Below are 15,942 nucleotides of genomic sequence, written 5' to 3' on the forward strand. Positions count from 1 at the left end.
GCGGAGATCGACCGCACGAAACCGAGGCCAGACAGATCAAGCTCATCGACGAACAGGTCAACGACGCGAACAAGATCATCCTCACCGATCCAGTCTTCCAGCCGCTCGGGGAAAAGCACCGTCTGGCCGCGCTGAACGCCCTCGATGAAACCGGCCATGCTGATCTCCCGCTACCGAGAAAGCATAGCGTGCCAACGGGTTTTGACACACCCTCGGCCCATAACTGCCGTTCATGCGATCCGACAGGTAAGGCACTTGCAAGCGCATAGTCGCAGGATACCTCAGCGAATGCTGCGTTGAGAGATGACCTCAGCCTGCGTCGGATAGTTACGAAAATATGTTGCGTAAAACATAAAATTGCTCGTCAGATATCCTCTTCAAAATCATCAAGATCAGGATCAAAAATATCAAGCCTGCTTTCCCACGGATCGCTATCCTCTCCGTAGTCTTCGCCAAGCGTTTGGAACTTGCGACAGTTCTCGGAACATTGGACTCGAATAAGATGTTGCCATTGAGTGTGGCAGATCGACGCCCATTTAGCGCAGCCTCTAACAAACTGTTTATCTTAGGGAGATCTACCGCAAGGTTGCTTGCTGACGCATCGAAGAATGAGACCCTCTGATCTCGAAGCGCACTGAAATATGGGTCAGTGGCGACGGCAGCTTCCGCTCCAAGAATTTTCCAAGACTTCCGTGTACCTGCTTCATATATGAGCATCCAATGTTCACCTTGGAGGTCTTCGGATGTAATATTCCCGATCCACTCCGAAATATTGCCGCGTCCAGACAGCAACGATCGACTGCGCATCATAAGGAATAAACAGCCACAAACACTGTTTTCAACGCGTGCCGCTAGTTCCGTTGCCCTCTCACCCAACTTAATTGATAGTGATCGACAGAACCAAAGGGTCCACGCGACTTCGTAATGATGATTTTATGGCGCATGCTCTTCGATCATGGCTTCGGAAAATTCCTTAACTCTCGCGCCGATTGGGTAGCCAGCCGCAGCATAGGTGCAAATAATCTTTACAACTGAGTCTAGGCAGTTCGAGTTCTCTCGAGCGATTCGAAGAAGGAACGGTTCATAAATGTCCCAGTTCGCTTTCTCAATCAAAACCCTAGAGGGCTTTCGAATAGAAAATGAAGAAATGCTTTCATCTGGCCACGATTTCGCAAGTCTTATCGACTCACTGAAAAACCGCATCAGGTCACGGCGTTGGTTGTGCGATCGCGCCCGAATTCGAAGCTGTGTGATGTCGCCGGGCCATCGCTCTTCGTTGAACTCTAGAGCATTGATAATTCGTGTCTTAGACGCATTTAGTTGTAAGTCGAAGGCAAGTATTGCGTCTCGTAACGCAGCGAGAAATGCCTCTGCATCTACATGAGAAGAAAAACAGAGAAAGAAGTCATCCATGTAATGGTAGTCGGCCGTTAGCTTAGCAAAGTTCGATTGCCCAACCTGCTGTTCAACCGCACAGAGAATGAATTCAGAGATAATGCGAGATGTATCAGGACCGACCGGAATACCTATCGTTTGCCCATCCTGACACGATCGCATTAGCGCATCAATAAAGTTTCCAAACACGGCGGGATCGATGGTACTTCGGTTCCTCTTCGCCGCTCTCTTGCCATGTAAAGCCTAGGGAATCGAATGCATATAAATCGCATGATAAAAGCTTAAAACGTCAGTCTGTAGAATAGCTCGTGCGGTCGCGTAAGCTTGGATACGCTTTTCTGATAGCACCGACAGCTTCTCCAGCTGCACAGGCCTCCCTCCGTCAGCTGTAATCGCAGCCGGAGTTAAGCTGATACTAGAACTCGCAAAAATGGTTTCGAACTCGCCCTGATGTTCTGCGAGCACCTTCGTTAGTAAAAACTGATTAACCGGGTTTGGAATGGCAAGCATGCGACGTGAATGTCCTTTGCGTGCCATATCAAATCTCGCGTAACGGCTTACTGGTAGGTAATTTCTTTTTTGCTGCTGGCTTAAGCCAGCCTCATGCGCCTTCCAGCGTGCTTCCACCCCAGCTATTTTATCCGTAAAAGAACAGTGCTGAAAGGGGGAGGAAATTCCTTTGGGAGGTACCCCTTAGTGATCAGGTGTCTTCTTAACCTTCTTGGCTAACGAATGACATGATAGTTTCGATGGGTCTGCGCCCCATGTTGCGATATCCGAGATGGGGTCGTTCACTTCTACCAACCATGACACGCTGTCCCAAGGCAGAGCCTGCGTCGGTGCCCCGTCATGGTTGCCGACCACCAGATGCCGCCGCGCGCCGGGAAGCTGACCGAAGATCGTCCTCAACCAACTCTCTTCTTTGGCCTTCGGCCCGAAGGCGAAGTCGCCGATGAACCAAAGGTCATCTTCCGCCCCGACCTTCTCCCAGAGACGTTCGATCATCACCGAATTCATGTGGTTCGTGTCGCGGGACGGTCTGCGGGCGTTGGCGATGACACTCTCATGCCCGAAGTGAGGATCGGCGGTCTACCAGTACGTCATGGCTGTCTTCGCTTAGGGAGTCTCCTGACCGAGACCCGCTATGCCATATCCCGGCGGTCGGAAACAGATGCGCACCAGATCAGATCCCGAGCCCTGCGCGCGCGCCATTTTCGCCCGAACCGCAGGTATTTCCGATCGGGGCAGCATGATGGTTCAGCTTTCAGTTGGGTCTCGGGCACAATAAAATTAATGAATTGCGATGCTATCGGATGTGCTATCGGATTTGATATCATTCATGCTCGCGTACTGGATATGGTGTTTGCAAGCATAAGCCAGAATGATCCCGGCCTCCGCCTGCATTCAAGTGTAAACAATAAATCGTTTGTTTACATGTGCGTGCGAATTGACCCCGATTTTCAGGGAGTATCTCCCGCAAAAATCCCAATATCCCAAAAGCCATATATTGATTTGATCGCGAATCGGTGCCAATCGCTGAAAGCGAATCACCTGGAGGGATGCTGTGCTGACCCTGACCAATGGACACGAATGGCTGAAAGCACGTCTGCACGAGCGTGGATCGTCCTTTGCCAGGATTGCCCGGGAACTTGGCGTTACTCCTTCCGCGGTGACCCACGCAGCAAAAGGGCGACATAAATCCAGAAAGATCACCGTCGCCATCGCCGCCCATGCGGGGATCGACCCTGAGGAAATCCAGAAGCACGAAGGAGGTGAAGACCAGTCCCAAAATCCGTGAGGGAAAACGAAAAGGCTCAGGAACTGCAATTCCTGAGCCCTTCGAGGAAGATCAACGATCCACCCCTTTTCTTAGGTCATTGATCCATTTTCCCCAAGCGCAAGTCAAGAGCAAACGCAGGCGAATGCTCGCCTGCGAACAGCATTGAACATCTTGGAGAAGCAGAATGACACGCATTCAAGGCGCGGAGGTTTCCTCCGGCGTCACCCTTCCTCTCATGTCCCGCGCCACACGCCGGGTTCCGATGCGCTCCCGGTTCAGTTGCCGGGGCTGGACAGTCATCACCAGAAGGCAGGACGGCCACCGCTTCCGCGTCCAGTTCGAGAGCCTTCTGGAACTTCTGACGATTCAGATGGCAGCCACGTTGCAGAGTTTTATCGATCTGATCGAACAGCCGTTCGAGGTGCCTTTCGTCGATGCGATGGGCAAACCCGGCACCCATCATATCGACCTTCTGGTCGTGCTCGATGATGGCCGGAAACTGGCCATCGCTGTTAAGCCCGCCGCAAAAGTAACTCCGAAATTCCGAGAGGTGCTGGCGGCTGTGAAACGATATCTGCCGTCTGATCTCGCGGACGACCTGATCCTTGTCACCGATCAGGACTTCACGCGCGCTCAGGCCCAGAATGCCCTGCGCTACATCGAGTTCAGCAAACGCCCCGATGTCGAGGCCGATGATGCTGTCACGCGCGCAATCACCTCGACCCATGGCATCGTGAGAATGCGCGACTTTGCCATGCTGACCGGGTTGGCAGGACGCGGCTATCGCGCCGCATTCCGTGCGGCGTTTCGCGGACAGTTGGAGGTGCTGACCGACGGCCTGATCAACCAGCATACGCTTGTGAAAGCGAGGGCGGCATGACCTTCCACTCCGTCCCGACGTCACGCCCGATCATACGGTCCTTGCGGCCAAGCTCGACTATAAAAATCGGGGAAATCGCCTATTCGCCAGAGGGGGCCGATTATCACGGCACCATGCTGCGGCGGCTCGACCAGCCAGAGGTCGTCGAACACTTCACTTGGGAAGATGTCGCGGCCCTGCGCGCCGAGGGTCGCTGGCGTTACACCCCGGCCCCGGCGGTTCGCGCCGGGGCGACCATGCTTCCCTTGGACCTGACACATTTAGCCCCGAAGGAACGGGCAAAGGTCACGTTCATGGCGCGAGTGCTGCATGGCTTGCATGATCTTGAAGCGAAGGGAGAGCTGAAGTTCACTGACCAGGGGCTGGAAGAGGCATTGGGCAAGATACTGCCACGCCTCGCCGAGGCCTACGTCAACCAGCAAATCCCCGGCCGCCAGCCCCGGTTCGGCGATCAGGTCCAGCTTCCTCAGGCACCATCCACACGGTCCATCCGGCGGGTCTACCGCAAATTCGTCCGCGCCAACTTCGATCTTCGCGTTCTTGTTCGCAAAACACAGTTTGGCAAAGCCCGCAGCCATTTTGAGCCCGAGGTTGAGGAACTGCTGGGGCAGAGCGTCAGGGAATTTGGCAAGGAGGGGGGAAGCGACGCCAGAACCGTGGCCAACAACACACAGCAAATGATTCTACGCGTGAGCCAGACCCGACTCGACAATGGTCAGTCCGCCCTCACCATTCCCAGTCTCCGAACCATCGAGCGGCGCATCGCAAGGCTCGATCGGTTCGAAATGACCGCCCTTCGCGAAGGTATCGACGCGGCACGGAAAAAATTCGCCACAAGCGGCCTCGGAATTCAGCAGATGGCGCAGTTCCCCGGTGAGCGCATCGAAATCGATGAGTGGTGGGTGGACCTCTGGACCTATTTCGCGCGTCTGGGAGTGATGCGGGCGCTGCCACCAGAGCTTCGCGAGAAAATTCCCCAAGGCCGCCGCTATCTCTACGCGATCATCGACTGCGCCACCCGTTGCATCCTGGCGCTTCTTGTGGCGGAACGGCCAAGTGCCGAGGCCGCGATGCGCGCGCTCCGCATGGCATCGGTTGACAAGACCGACTATGCCCGTGCCATCGGTGCCAAAAGCCCCTGGTCCTTTTGCGCCGGTTTCTCGACCGTCTGCGCGGATACCGGTTCAGCCTTCAATTCGGATGCGTTCATGGCGGCCGTGAACAGCATCGGAGCGACCATGCTATTTCCGCCGGTCGCGATTCCTGAGCTTCGGGCACATGAAGAGCGCTCTTTTGGGAACCTCAGCAATAACATGACACCATACCTGTCTGGTCGGACGTTTCCCAACCCGGTTGCCCGAGGCGACTACCCAACCGAGGCGCGGTCGGCTCTGGATGACGAAGATCTGACGCGGGTTCTGTCGCTATACGTCATCGACCACTACCATAACCGTCCCCATCGTGGCCTCAACGGGCAGTCACCAGCCAATCGCTGGCGCGAATTGGAAGATCAGTTTGCCGTAAGTGAACCTGCCGATATCCACACTCTGCGTGCGGCCTTGGGCGTGGAGTTCATCCGTAGGCCCTCGAAAAAGGGGATCGAGCTTTTTTCCCAACATTACACCTGCGAGGCCTTACGCCAACTTTGGGTCAAGGGCAGGTGCAGCCCTCTCCGCGTCAAGGCGGATCCGGCCGATATCGGTGCCATCTCCGTCGAGCTCAACGGCCGGTGGGAAACGGCGGAAGCTGTTTCGGCGACTCCGCTGTTCGGGGTTTCCCTCGCCGAGTGGACCGAGAAATTCAGGACTATCAAACAGCGCTACGCGCATGAGGCAGAGCTGACGGAGTCGATCAGAGCCCGGGCGATCGAGGAAATCTGTGCAATAGACAAGGCTGCCCGCATCCGCGCGAATGTTCTGCCGGGCGAGCCATCCCATCAGCAAATCAGAGCCGTACAAGCCAACCTCTTCAATGGCACCAGCTTTCGGAGCGGGCCGGCAATCCTCACGACCCCGGCCAAGGCCTTTATTGGCCAGCGGATAGAACTCCCACCGGATGACAGCGATCCTGGGACAAAACCCGAAAAAGATACGGCGCCGATCCCTGAGACGTCCCCCTCATCCTCTCCCGAAGTCGATGCAAGTGAATGGGGGTTCGATGATGAGTAACACGGTTCCTGCTGCCGCCCGCCCAGACGTTCAGGACATCGACCTCGCCTTGGCTCGGCTTCGTGCACGTTTCTTTGCGCACCGCCACTACCGAGACTTGCAGGAGAGCTTCACGACATTACTGAATCGGCGTCGCGCCGATCTGAAGCTCGGAAGCCAGAACGAAGCGCGCGGAATCGCCATTATCGGAGATTCCGGGTCCGGGAAGACAATGGCCGTAAGGCGGTTGCTTGCAACCTACCCGGACCTGCAAACCGTGCGGCCGGGGATCCAGAGGGCAGATGCGGTAAGCCTCAGCCTCCCGTCTCCCGCCAGCGTCAAGTTCGTGGGTCTCGCTTGCCTGAATGTGCTTGGTTATCCGCTGCGACGAGACCGAACCACGGCCATCATCTGGGCTCTGGTCCACAGCAATCTGCGGCTGCGACAGACGCTGGTGCTGCATTTCGACGAGGCCCAGGACTTCTACATCAACCAGAATGCGCGAGAGATGCAGTCGATGATCAACACGCTCAAGGCGCTGATGCAGAATCCCGACTGGCCGGTGAGCATTGTCCTCAGCGGGATGCCCCAACTTCGCAATCTGATTAACATGGACCCGCAACTGGCCCGGCGCTTCACGCCTGTCCAGTTCACCAAGTTCGACCCTGCACTGGACATCACCCCGATCGTGAAGATGGTTACCGGCTACGCGGAGGCTGCCGGTCTGGAGGTTGGGCCGAATCTGAAAGACAAGTCATTCGTCAGGCGTTTGATCTATGCTGGGGACGGAGAGTTCGGGTTGACGGTCGAACTGCTTCGCTTCGCCGTCGAAAGCGCCCTGCGTACCGGAAGATCAGCCATTGACCTCTCCTGCTTTGTTCAGGGCTTTGCCCTACGCTCCGGTTGCGCGCCAGATTTCAACCCATTCCTGCGAGAGGATTCTACAACCATCAACCCCCGCCTGCTTCTGTTGGGCCGTACAACGGAAGAGGACCATCCGGCCCCCATATCAAAGGGACGCCGGAAATGAGCAGTTTTGCGTTTGGCATGTCGCCGAAACCGTTCGAGTCTGCAATCAGCCTCGCATTGCGTATCACCATGAGGCTTTGCATTCCCAGCATCGCCGACTGCTTGCTCGATTTGGGGATCAATTGGCCTCTTTTCCGCCGTGGTCAGCCAGCAGCGATCCAACATTTCGCAGACATTATCGATACAGACAGCACCGTTCTGCTGCGCGATTCTTGTGCTCCGCGGTCGGAAGGTCAGTTCAGCTTTCGAGGTCACCTTCTTGACCGGCCGATGGTGAATCGGCGCGAAATACGATTGTGCCCACATTGCATTCTGGAAGACGATGATCGCGAGGGCGCTCTCGGACGATATGGTCGATCCTACTGGCAGTTGACCCAGTTTCGGACCTGTCCACGCCACGGAACACCGATCATGTCGCTGCCCGCGCCGCGCCACGCCTTGGACTTCGCGCCGGTCGTCGAACGGAGTTTGGAGAGCATCCGACAAAATGCAGGTGCCGCCACCGTTCGACAACACGGTTTTGAATCTTGGCTGCTGCATCGTCTGGCGGGCCAGAGAACGGACTACTGGTTTGACGATCTGGAAATCAGCGTGGTCGCGCAGTTCTGTGAAAAAGTCGGGATTGCGCTATGCTTCGGTGGCGCGACAGCACCTCGGCAGCTTGAAGACGGGCAGCTCGCCATCGCAACCGGGGCAGCTTTCCAGCACCTTGCGGCCACGACCACTGGCGTTGAACCTCTCCTGCGGGAAATCTGGACGAACACCTGCTCCACACGCCCGGCGTGAGTGATCTCTGCCCGGTTCAGCGCAAGGCGGCGGTGATAAATATTTTCCGATATATCTTTAATTCCGATATATCGTGATTTAGATTGGCCGCATGAGACATATGCACGACAAGGATCACGGCCGTCCGCACAGGCCGGACCATGCCCCCGGCGAAGGCCGCGGGGATCACCTGCACCCGAAGGGCGCCCGGCGCGGCCGGGGGCCGTTCGACTATGGCGCGCTGCGCCTGTTCATCCTCGCGCTGATCGCCGACGAGCCGCGGCACGGCTACGAACTGATGCGCATCATCGAGGAACGCACGCAGGGCCGCTACATTCCCAGCCCCGGCGTGATCTATCCGACACTCGCCTGGCTCGACGACATGGGCTTCGTCACGACCGAGACCGAGGCCGGGCGCAAATCGCATCGCATCACGCCCGAGGGGATGGCCTTTCTGGCCGCCAACCGGGACCGTGTCGATGCGCTGCTGTCGCGCGACTGGAGCAGCATCGAAGAGGATGCCGATCCGGTCCGCGCCGGGATGCAGGCGGTGAAATCCGCGCTGGTTTCGGCGCTGCGCCACGGTGATGCCGATGCCGGCGCACGGGCGGAGATCGCGGCGATTCTGAACACGGCGGCACAGGCCATCCGCGCCCGTGCCGGGACCAAGGAGGACTGAATGGAACAGATCATCACCCGCCACCGCTTTGACATCCGGCGGCGTCACCTGACGGTGGCGGAAAAGAGCTGGCTGACCCCGCACATGATCCGCATCGTGCTGGAGGGCGAGGAACTTGCCGATTTCCAGAGCCTTGCGCCCGACGACCATATCAAGCTGTTCTTCCCCACCGGCACCGACAAGCCCGAGATGCGCGATTATACCCCGCGCGCCCTTGACCGGGCGGCGCGGCGGCTGACCATCGACTTTGCCGTGCATGAGGCTGGCCCCGCCACGCAATGGGCGATCGACGCCCGACCCGGCGACGGGCTGGAAATCGGCGGTCCGCGCGGTTCGGCGGTGGTGGCGCAGGTGTTCGACTGGTGGCTGCTGATCGGCGATGAAACCGCGCTGCCCGCGATGGGCCGCTGGGTCGAGGAGATGCCCGAGGGCACCCGCGTCACCACGCTCGGTCTGGTGACCGGGGCGGAGGAGGAACAATCCTTCGCCACCCGCGCCGCGCATGAGGCGCGCTGGCTCCACCGGCCCGCCGAAGCGGCGGCGGATCCGACGGCGGCGCTTGCGGCGGCGGCGGGGCTTGACCTGCCGGAAGGCCGGGGGTTCATCTGGATCGCGGCGGAGGCCTCGGTCGCGCGCACCCTGCGCGCGCATTTCCTGACCGAACGCGGCCATCCGCGGGAGTGGGTCAAGGCCTCGGGCTACTGGGTGCAGGGGCAGGCCGACGCCCATGACAAGCTGATCGACTGAGATCGCGGCGGGGCCTTTGGCCCCTCTCGCAACGCGCGTTCCCCCCCGGAGTGTTTTCAAAGAGGCATCACATGACCCTGAACGGCAAGACGGTTCTGATCCTTGGCGGCAGCTCCGGCTTCGGGCTTGAAATCGCACGTCAGGCGGCGGCCGAGGGCGCGCGGCTGGTGATCGCCGGGCGCGACGGCGCCAAGGCCGCCCGCGTCGGGGCGGAGCTTGGGGCGCATCTGGCCGAGGGGCTCGATGCGACCGATCCCGCCGCGCTCGAGGCATTGCTGACGCGCACCGGGCCGGTCGATCACGCCGTGTCGATGATCGGCGGGGCGATGGGGGGCGGGTTCCTGTCCGCCGACATGGCCACCATCCGGCAGGCGATCGAGGAGAAGTTCTTTGCCAATCTGCAGATCGCGCGCGTTCTGGCCCCGCATCTGGCACAGGGCGGCAGCCTGACGCTGACAGCGGGGTCGGGCGGACGGCCGGACAACGCCTCGGGCGCGATCATCGGTAACGAGGGGATCTCGACCCTGGTGCGCGGGCTGGCGGTCGAACTGGCGCCGAAGGTGCGCGCCAATGCCGTGGCGCCCACCTGGACGCCGACGCCCCTGTGGCGCGGGATGAGCCCGGCGGAGGTCGAGGAGATCCGCACCCGTTTCGCCACGCAGATCCCGCTTGGCCGCACCGCCGATCCGGCCGAGGTGGCCACGGCCTATCTGTTCCTGATGCGCTGCGGTTTTGTCACCGGGCAGACCGTCACCGTGGATGGTGGGCTGACGCTGGTGCAGTAGGGGCCAGCCCCCTCCCGGCGCGGCCACGGGCCGCGCGTTCGCCGGGGATATTCATGGAAAAACGACGGCCTACAAGTGAGCGGGATGTCAGGACCGGCGCAGCAGCCGCAGGCCCGAACTGGCGCCGACGGCAAGCGATGCGAGGATGACGAGACAGAGCAGCGCCTTGTTGTTCGGCTCGATCACGCCGAAGATCAACCATGCGTGGATCACGGCGCACAGGGCGCTGGCGACGGCGAGGCCAAGATGCAGCGGCCGCCAGATGCGGGGCGGGATCTGGCGCCGCAACGTGGACACGATGCCCGCCGCCAGCAGCCCGGCAAACCCCGCGACGCCCCATGCCGAAAACGTCGTCAGCGCCCGCAGCAGCAGGGCGTCGGTGATGTCCTCGGGGCTGTAGAGCCAGAGCCCGGCGACATGGGCGAGCGCCAGCGCAAGGATCGCCGCACCCAGCCAGCGGTGTCGCCGACGCCCGGCGCGGGTCGCCCACGCCGCTGACCGGTAAGGGCCGCACCGCCAGCAGCGCCAGCGCCGCCGTGCCCGTAAGCCCGCCGAAGATCCAGACCGCCTCGCGCCCGCGTTGCAGCGGCGAGGCCGCGGCCAGCCCGAAGGCCACGGCGGCCAGCACCAGCACGGGGATCACCATCCGTCGGGGCAGGCGGTCAGCTTTGTTGGGCATTGCCGCCGGTCGTAGGCTGAAGCACGAAACCGACCGTCATCGCCTTGCGGTCCCCACGGCCCAGAACCGGCCGCAGGAACAGCCTTTCGTAGCCGGGATCGTCATAGGCGACATGGATATGAAGCTGCCCGCCCATCGGACGGATTTCCGAGATCTGCATGACATAGCGCCCGTTCGCATCGGTCATGACCGAGCCGTGGTTCGACGGCTCCCGCTCGCCGCCGCGGCCGGTCGCGGACCAGACCTGCACCCGGATGCCGGGAATGGGCGCGCAGCTTCCGGCTTCGCGCTCCACGCCCGAGACCTGCCAGCCGGTGCCGAGGTTCTGCACCAGCGGCGCGCCGGGTTTCAGCCAGCGCCGGGAAGGATGTCATCTGCAAGAGGGACAAGGCCATCGCGGCGGCTGTGATCGGTCGCATCGCTTGTCTCCGGTATTGATGATCCCTGCGGGGGTGACCAACAGTCCCACCCCCGGGCGATCATCGCAACGCTCACGGCCGATCCGGCGCTAAATCTTTCGTGAGGGCAGGGGTCAATACCGCCCGCCGCGGTCGAACCAGTGCTGGGGCGCATCCCACAGGCGGCGGGCGGCCTCGGCCTTGGCCTCGGACCATTCGACGCCGATGTCGTCGAGCAGATGCGCATCAAGCTGCGCGAGGCTGAGCCGTTGCCGGCGCAGCGCCCTGAGCGCCACGATCCGGCGCAGGATCGAAACCGGACGGCGGACCAGCCGGATACCGGAGAAAGCATATTCACGGATCATTTGTGGCTCCTTTCGTCACGTCATCCCGTGATATTACGGGGGTTGTTTCCACGGATCCTGATATACCCTTGACGAACCCATTCTCATAACCAAAGATTGTGCGGGTCATAATCAAGGATCGTGATAATGCCCCGCACACTCGACCTGACAGCCCTGCGCGCCGTCGTCACCGTCGCCGAAAGCGGCAGCGTGACCCGCGCCGCGCAGATCCTGAACCTGACGCAATCCGCCGTTTCGATGCAGATCCGGCGGCTGGAGGAATCGCTCGGCCAGCCGCTGTTCAACCGCGCGCAGCGGCGGATGGAGCTGAGCGTGCAGGGCGAGCGGATCGTGGATTACGGGCGCCGGATGCTGCGGCTGAACGACGAGGCGCTGTGTTCCATCGGCGCGGCGGAGGGGTTGCAGGACCTGCGCCTTGGCGTGCCGCATGACATCGTTTCGCCGCAGATCCCGGCGATCCTGCGGTTGATGACGCTGGGTTGGCCGCGTCTGCGGATCGTGCTGACGGTGGCGAACAGCGTGGCATTGCTCGAAGGGTTCGCGGACGGATCGCTCGACATGATCCTGACGACGGAACAGCGTCCCGGCCCGCAGGGGGTGGCGCTGGGCCTGCGCCGGCTGGTGTGGCTGGGCGCGCCGGGGACGGTGGTGCGGCCCGACAGGCCGCTGCGGATCGCGCTTGGCAAGACCTGCGCCTTTCGCGCCGTTGCCTTCGAGGCGCTGGAGGCCGCCGGGATCATCGCCGAAAACGCCCTTGACGGGGACAGCGACGCGGTGATCGACGCGACGGTGGCGGCGGGCATGGCGGTGACGACGCGGCTGGAAGGCACCGGCATCGCGGGGTGCGAGGAACTCGGCCCCGCCTCGGGTCTGCCCGACCTCGGCCATTCGGTCATCTGCTTCTACGACCGCACCAGCATGACCGGCGAGGCGATCGAGGCGCTGCGCGCCGAAATCCGCCGCGCCTACGCCACGCCCGACCCGCAGCCGCGCCCCGAGGCGCCCGCCCGCCGGGTGCCCGCATATTCACCGGACTGAAACCCGTCCGCCACAGGACTGTTACATTTTCCGCAGAGGTTCCGCGCAGCAAGTCAACCGACAGGAGCTTCTGATGCGCAACATCCTTCTGGTCGCCGGGGCGCTGACGCTCGGCGGCACGGCGCTGAACGCGGCGCCGACCCAGATCACGTGGTGGCACGGCATGGGCGGCGCGAACGAACAGGTGATCAACCAGGTCGCGCAGAAATTCAACGAATCGCAATCGGCCTGCGCGATCACGCCGGTGTCCAAGGGCACCTATGAAGAGGCGCTGGCCTCGGGCATCGCGGCCTTCCGCTCCAAGGAACAGCCCAATATCCTGCAGGTCTTCGATGCCGGCGCGGCGACGATCATCAACGCCAAAGGCGCGACCATCCCGGCCGAGGATATCCTGTCGCAGAACGGCCACAAGCTGGACCGCGACGCCTTCATCAACGGCGTGCGCTATTTCTACGCCGATGCCGACGGCAAGTTCATCGGCATGCCGTTCAATTCCTCGGCGCCGATCATGTATGTCAACGAAGAGGCGATGCAGAAGGCCGGGGTCGAGCCGCCGAAGACCTGGCAGGATTTCGAGAAGATCGCCCCGAAGCTGAAGGAGGCGGGCTATATCGGCATGACCGCCTCGCAGCTGACCTGGATGTTCTTCGAGAACTTCTTCTCGCGCAACAACATCCAGATGGCGTCGAACAACAACGGCTACGACAGCTTTCAGGGCACGACGCTGAACGCGACGAATCCCGAGCTGGTCGCCTTCTTCCAGAAGCTCAAGGACTGGCACGACAAGGGGTATTTCGGCTATTACGGCGCCGGCTGGAACGACAACCAGAAGCCCTTCGAGGAAGGCAAGGTGGCGCTGTGGATCGGGTCCTCGGGCTCGTTCGGCGGGCTGTCGCAGACCGCGACGATGCCTTTCTCGGCCGATTTCCTGCCCTATGACGCGGATGCGAAGGACGGCAACAAGTCGAGCTTCATCGGCGGCGCCTCGCTCTTCGCCATGTCGGGGCATCCGGCCGAGCAGAACAAATGCACCGCCGATTTCTTCAACTTCCTGACCTCGACGGATATCCAGAAGTTCTACCACGAACAGACGGGCTATGTCGCCATCACCACCGCCGCCTACGAGGCCGCCAAGGCCGATGGCTGGTATGAAAAGCATCCGCAGGCCGAAGTCGGCATCAAGCAGCTGATGCTGCCGCAGGGCGAATGGTCGAAGGGCTACCGGCTGGGCTTCTATCCGCAGATCCGGGTGGTCGAGGAACGCGAGTTCAACAAGATCTTCTCGGGCGAAACCACGGTCGAGGATGCCTTCAAGGCGATCGAGACCGAGGGCAACGACCTGCTGGCGCGGTTCGCCAAGACCTCCGGCTGATCGCCGGTCCCATGCAAGCCGGGTCCGCGACGCGGGCCCGGCCTTCGCCATTCCGCGAGGCGCCCGCCCATGTCCGTTCCCTCCACCTCCCTTCAGACTTCCCCGAGCGGCATCGCGCGCCTTCGCGCCCGGCTGGCCGCCCCGCCCGAGGCCGCGAAGCGCGTGCAGTTCCGCCGACCGCTGCTGCCCTGGCTGCTTCTGGCGCCGCAGCTTGCGGTGGTCGCGACCTTCTTCTACTGGCCCTCGGCGCAGGCCGTCATCTCGTCCTTCTACATCGAGGATCCGTTCGGCTTTGGCGCCACCTTCGTCGGGCTGGACAATTACGCCGATGCGGTGGGATCGTCCGAATATATCCGCATCGCCGGTTTCACGGTGATGTTCACCGTGATCGTGACGGTGCTGTCGCTGGCGATCGGCATGCTGCTGGCGGTCAAGGCGGACAAGGTGATCCGCGGCAGGCCCGCCTATCGCACCGCGCTGATCGCCGTCTATGCGATCGCGCCGCCTGTCGCCGGGCTGATCGGGATGATGCTGTTCGACCAGCATATCGGCTCGATCGTGCGGTTCGCGGCGCTGTTCGGCTGGAACATGCAGGTCGGGCTGAGCTACTGGGACACGGCCTTCGCGATGATCGTCGTCGCGGTCTGGCTGCAGATCCCCTACAATTTCATCTTCGTGCTGTCGGGGTTGCAGGCGATCCCCTCGGCGGTGCGCGAGGCGGCGCTGATCGACTGCCGCAACGGGCTGCGCCGGTTCCGCACGGTGATCCTGCCGCTGCTGGCGCCGACGGCCTTCTTCCTGATGATCATCAACATCACCTACGCGCTGTTCGACACCTTCGCGCTGATCGACGTGATGGTGAAGGACAAGCCCGCCAACAACCCGATCACGCTGGTCTACAAGGTCTATCTGGACGGGTTCCGCGGCAATGACATCGGCGGGTCCTCGGCGCAGTCGGTGATCCTGATGGCGGTGGTGCTGGTGCTGACGCTGTTCCAGTTCCGCTACATCGAGCGGCGCGTGCATTACGGATGATGCGATGAACCGGATGAAACCCTTCGACCACCTGATCCTGATCCTCGGCACGCTGTTCATGGTGTCGCCGATCGCGATCGCGGTGATGACCTCGACCCATACCGCGGCCGACATCCATGCGAACGGGCTGAGCCTGCTGCCCGGAGGCCATGGGTTCGAGACCTATGAAACCGTGCTGACCCGGCAGGGCGGCTTTACCGGGCAGGTCACGGGCACGCGGATGATGATGAACTCCGTCATCCTCGGGCTGGGCTTCGCGGTGGGCAAGATCGTGTTCTCGATGCTGGCGGCCTATGCGCTGGTGTATTTCCGCTTCCGCTTCGCCACCGTGATGTTCTGGGTGATCTTCACCACGCTGCTCCTGCCGCTGGAGGTCCGGATCATGCCCTCCTATCAGGTGATGTCGGGGCTTGGCCTGCTGAACACCTACACCGGGCTGATCGTGCCGCTTCTGGCCTCGGCCACGGGCACGTTCTATTTCCGCCAGTTCTTCAAATCCGTGCCGGACGAATTGCTGGAGGCCGCGCGGATCGACGGCGCGGGGCCGGTGCGGTTCTTCATCGACGTGCTGATCCCGCTGTCGCGCACGATGATCGCGGCGATCTTCATCATCATGTTCGTCTATGGCTGGAACCAGTATCTGTGGCCGATGCTGATGACGACGGACGAACGTTTCTTCACCCTGATGCGCGGCATCAAGCAGATCCTGCAGGTGTGGATCGGCTCGCAGATCCCCGACTACAACGAGGCCTTCGCGCTTGCCGTTCTGGCGCTGTTGCCGCCGGTCGTGATGGTCGTGGTCTTCCAGAGCTGGTTCATCAAGGGTCTAACCGAAAGCGACAAGTGAC

Annotated in this window: 17 protein-coding genes and 2 pseudogenes; 12 read left to right on the top strand and 7 right to left on the bottom strand. The window is 61.3% G+C overall.

Annotated features, from left to right (window positions below; genetic code table 11):
- From D2T30_RS11675 to D2T30_RS24125, 4 genes and pseudogenes are all read right to left on the bottom strand, one after another.
- Nucleotides 1-158: pseudogene (locus D2T30_RS11675) on the bottom strand (IS5/IS1182 family transposase); the annotation flags it as partial.
- Nucleotides 159-933: 775 nt separating this feature from the next.
- Complete coding sequence (locus D2T30_RS11680) at nucleotides 934-1,584, bottom strand: RNA-directed DNA polymerase (RefSeq protein WP_128209016.1); 651 nt, start codon at nucleotides 1,582-1,584, stop codon at nucleotides 934-936.
- A 54-nt stretch (nucleotides 1,585-1,638) separates the two neighbouring features.
- Entirely contained in the window at nucleotides 1,639-2,022 is a 384-nt protein-coding gene (locus D2T30_RS11685) for a hypothetical protein (RefSeq protein ID WP_128209017.1), read from the bottom strand.
- 66 nt (nucleotides 2,023-2,088) lie between these two features.
- Nucleotides 2,089-2,400: a hypothetical protein gene (locus tag D2T30_RS24125; protein WP_380729086.1), complete on the bottom strand. Its 312-nt coding sequence runs from the start codon at nucleotides 2,398-2,400 to the stop codon at nucleotides 2,089-2,091.
- Nucleotides 2,401-2,959: 559 nt separating this feature from the next.
- On the opposite strand from D2T30_RS24125, the gene D2T30_RS11695 reads away from it, so the two are divergent.
- The 8 genes from D2T30_RS11695 (at nucleotide 2,960) to D2T30_RS11730 (ending at nucleotide 10,207) form a co-directional block, all read left to right on the top strand.
- Entirely contained in the window at nucleotides 2,960-3,193 is a 234-nt protein-coding gene (locus tag D2T30_RS11695) for a helix-turn-helix domain-containing protein (RefSeq protein WP_164884291.1), read from the top strand.
- A 166-nt stretch (nucleotides 3,194-3,359) separates the two neighbouring features.
- Nucleotides 3,360-4,055 carry a hypothetical protein gene (locus tag D2T30_RS11700; RefSeq protein ID WP_128209019.1) on the top strand — a complete coding sequence of 232 codons (696 nt, stop codon included), beginning with the start codon at nucleotides 3,360-3,362 and terminating at the stop codon, nucleotides 4,053-4,055.
- On the top strand, nucleotides 4,052-6,223 hold the full coding sequence (locus tag D2T30_RS11705; protein WP_128209020.1) for a hypothetical protein: 2,172 nt from the start codon (nucleotides 4,052-4,054) through the stop codon (nucleotides 6,221-6,223). The genes D2T30_RS11700 and D2T30_RS11705 overlap by 4 nt, the downstream gene beginning before the upstream one ends.
- Nucleotides 6,213-7,232, top strand: a complete 1,020-nt coding sequence (locus D2T30_RS11710) for a TniB family NTP-binding protein (protein ID WP_164884292.1) — start codon at nucleotides 6,213-6,215, stop codon at nucleotides 7,230-7,232. The genes D2T30_RS11705 and D2T30_RS11710 overlap by 11 nt, the downstream gene beginning before the upstream one ends.
- On the top strand, nucleotides 7,229-8,017 hold the full coding sequence (locus tag D2T30_RS11715) for a TniQ family protein (protein WP_128209022.1): 789 nt from the start codon (nucleotides 7,229-7,231) through the stop codon (nucleotides 8,015-8,017). Before D2T30_RS11710 ends, D2T30_RS11715 begins: the two co-directional genes overlap by 4 nt.
- Nucleotides 8,018-8,108: 91 nt before the next feature.
- Nucleotides 8,109-8,675: a PadR family transcriptional regulator gene (locus tag D2T30_RS11720; protein ID WP_206612943.1), complete on the top strand. Its 567-nt coding sequence runs from the start codon at nucleotides 8,109-8,111 to the stop codon at nucleotides 8,673-8,675.
- Nucleotides 8,676-9,422 carry a siderophore-interacting protein gene (locus D2T30_RS11725; RefSeq protein WP_128180090.1) on the top strand — a complete coding sequence of 249 codons (747 nt, stop codon included), beginning with the start codon at nucleotides 8,676-8,678 and terminating at the stop codon, nucleotides 9,420-9,422.
- Between the two features lie 71 nt (nucleotides 9,423-9,493).
- Nucleotides 9,494-10,207, top strand: a complete 714-nt coding sequence (locus tag D2T30_RS11730) for an SDR family oxidoreductase (RefSeq protein ID WP_128209023.1) — start codon at nucleotides 9,494-9,496, stop codon at nucleotides 10,205-10,207.
- 87 nt (nucleotides 10,208-10,294) lie between these two features.
- On the opposite strand, the pseudogene D2T30_RS11735 reads toward D2T30_RS11730, so the two are convergent.
- From D2T30_RS11735 to D2T30_RS11745, 3 genes and pseudogenes are all read right to left on the bottom strand, one after another.
- Nucleotides 10,295-10,669, bottom strand: a pseudogene (locus tag D2T30_RS11735) (ferric reductase-like transmembrane domain-containing protein); the annotation flags it as partial.
- Nucleotides 10,670-10,869: 200 nt separating this feature from the next.
- A complete protein-coding gene (locus tag D2T30_RS11740) occupies nucleotides 10,870-11,217 on the bottom strand; it encodes a peptidase associated/transthyretin-like domain-containing protein (protein ID WP_128209025.1) in 348 nt (115 codons plus the stop codon).
- 201 nt (nucleotides 11,218-11,418) lie between these two features.
- Entirely contained in the window at nucleotides 11,419-11,649 is a 231-nt protein-coding gene (locus tag D2T30_RS11745) for a DUF1127 domain-containing protein (protein ID WP_128209026.1), read from the bottom strand.
- Nucleotides 11,650-11,775: 126 nt separating this feature from the next.
- Here D2T30_RS11745 and D2T30_RS11750 point away from each other — a divergent pair, with 126 nt between their 5' ends.
- The 4 genes from D2T30_RS11750 to ugpE all read left to right on the top strand — a co-directional run bounded on the left by D2T30_RS11750 (nucleotide 11,776) and on the right by ugpE (nucleotide 15,941).
- Complete coding sequence (locus D2T30_RS11750; RefSeq protein WP_128209027.1) at nucleotides 11,776-12,687, top strand: LysR family transcriptional regulator; 912 nt, start codon at nucleotides 11,776-11,778, stop codon at nucleotides 12,685-12,687.
- 73 nt (nucleotides 12,688-12,760) lie between these two features.
- Nucleotides 12,761-14,059: an extracellular solute-binding protein gene (locus D2T30_RS11755; RefSeq protein ID WP_206612944.1), complete on the top strand. Its 1,299-nt coding sequence runs from the start codon at nucleotides 12,761-12,763 to the stop codon at nucleotides 14,057-14,059.
- A 69-nt stretch (nucleotides 14,060-14,128) separates the two neighbouring features.
- Entirely contained in the window at nucleotides 14,129-15,094 is a 966-nt protein-coding gene (locus D2T30_RS11760; protein WP_128209029.1) for an ABC transporter permease subunit, read from the top strand.
- Between the two features lie 4 nt (nucleotides 15,095-15,098).
- Nucleotides 15,099-15,941: a sn-glycerol-3-phosphate ABC transporter permease UgpE gene (gene ugpE / locus D2T30_RS11765; RefSeq protein WP_128180106.1), complete on the top strand. Its 843-nt coding sequence runs from the start codon at nucleotides 15,099-15,101 to the stop codon at nucleotides 15,939-15,941.
- The last annotated feature ends 1 nt before the right edge of the window (nucleotide 15,942 follow it).

Source organism: Paenirhodobacter populi, from assembly GCF_004022215.1.
In the GTDB taxonomy this organism is placed as follows: Bacteria; Pseudomonadota; Alphaproteobacteria; order Rhodobacterales; family Rhodobacteraceae; genus Rhodobacter; species Rhodobacter populi.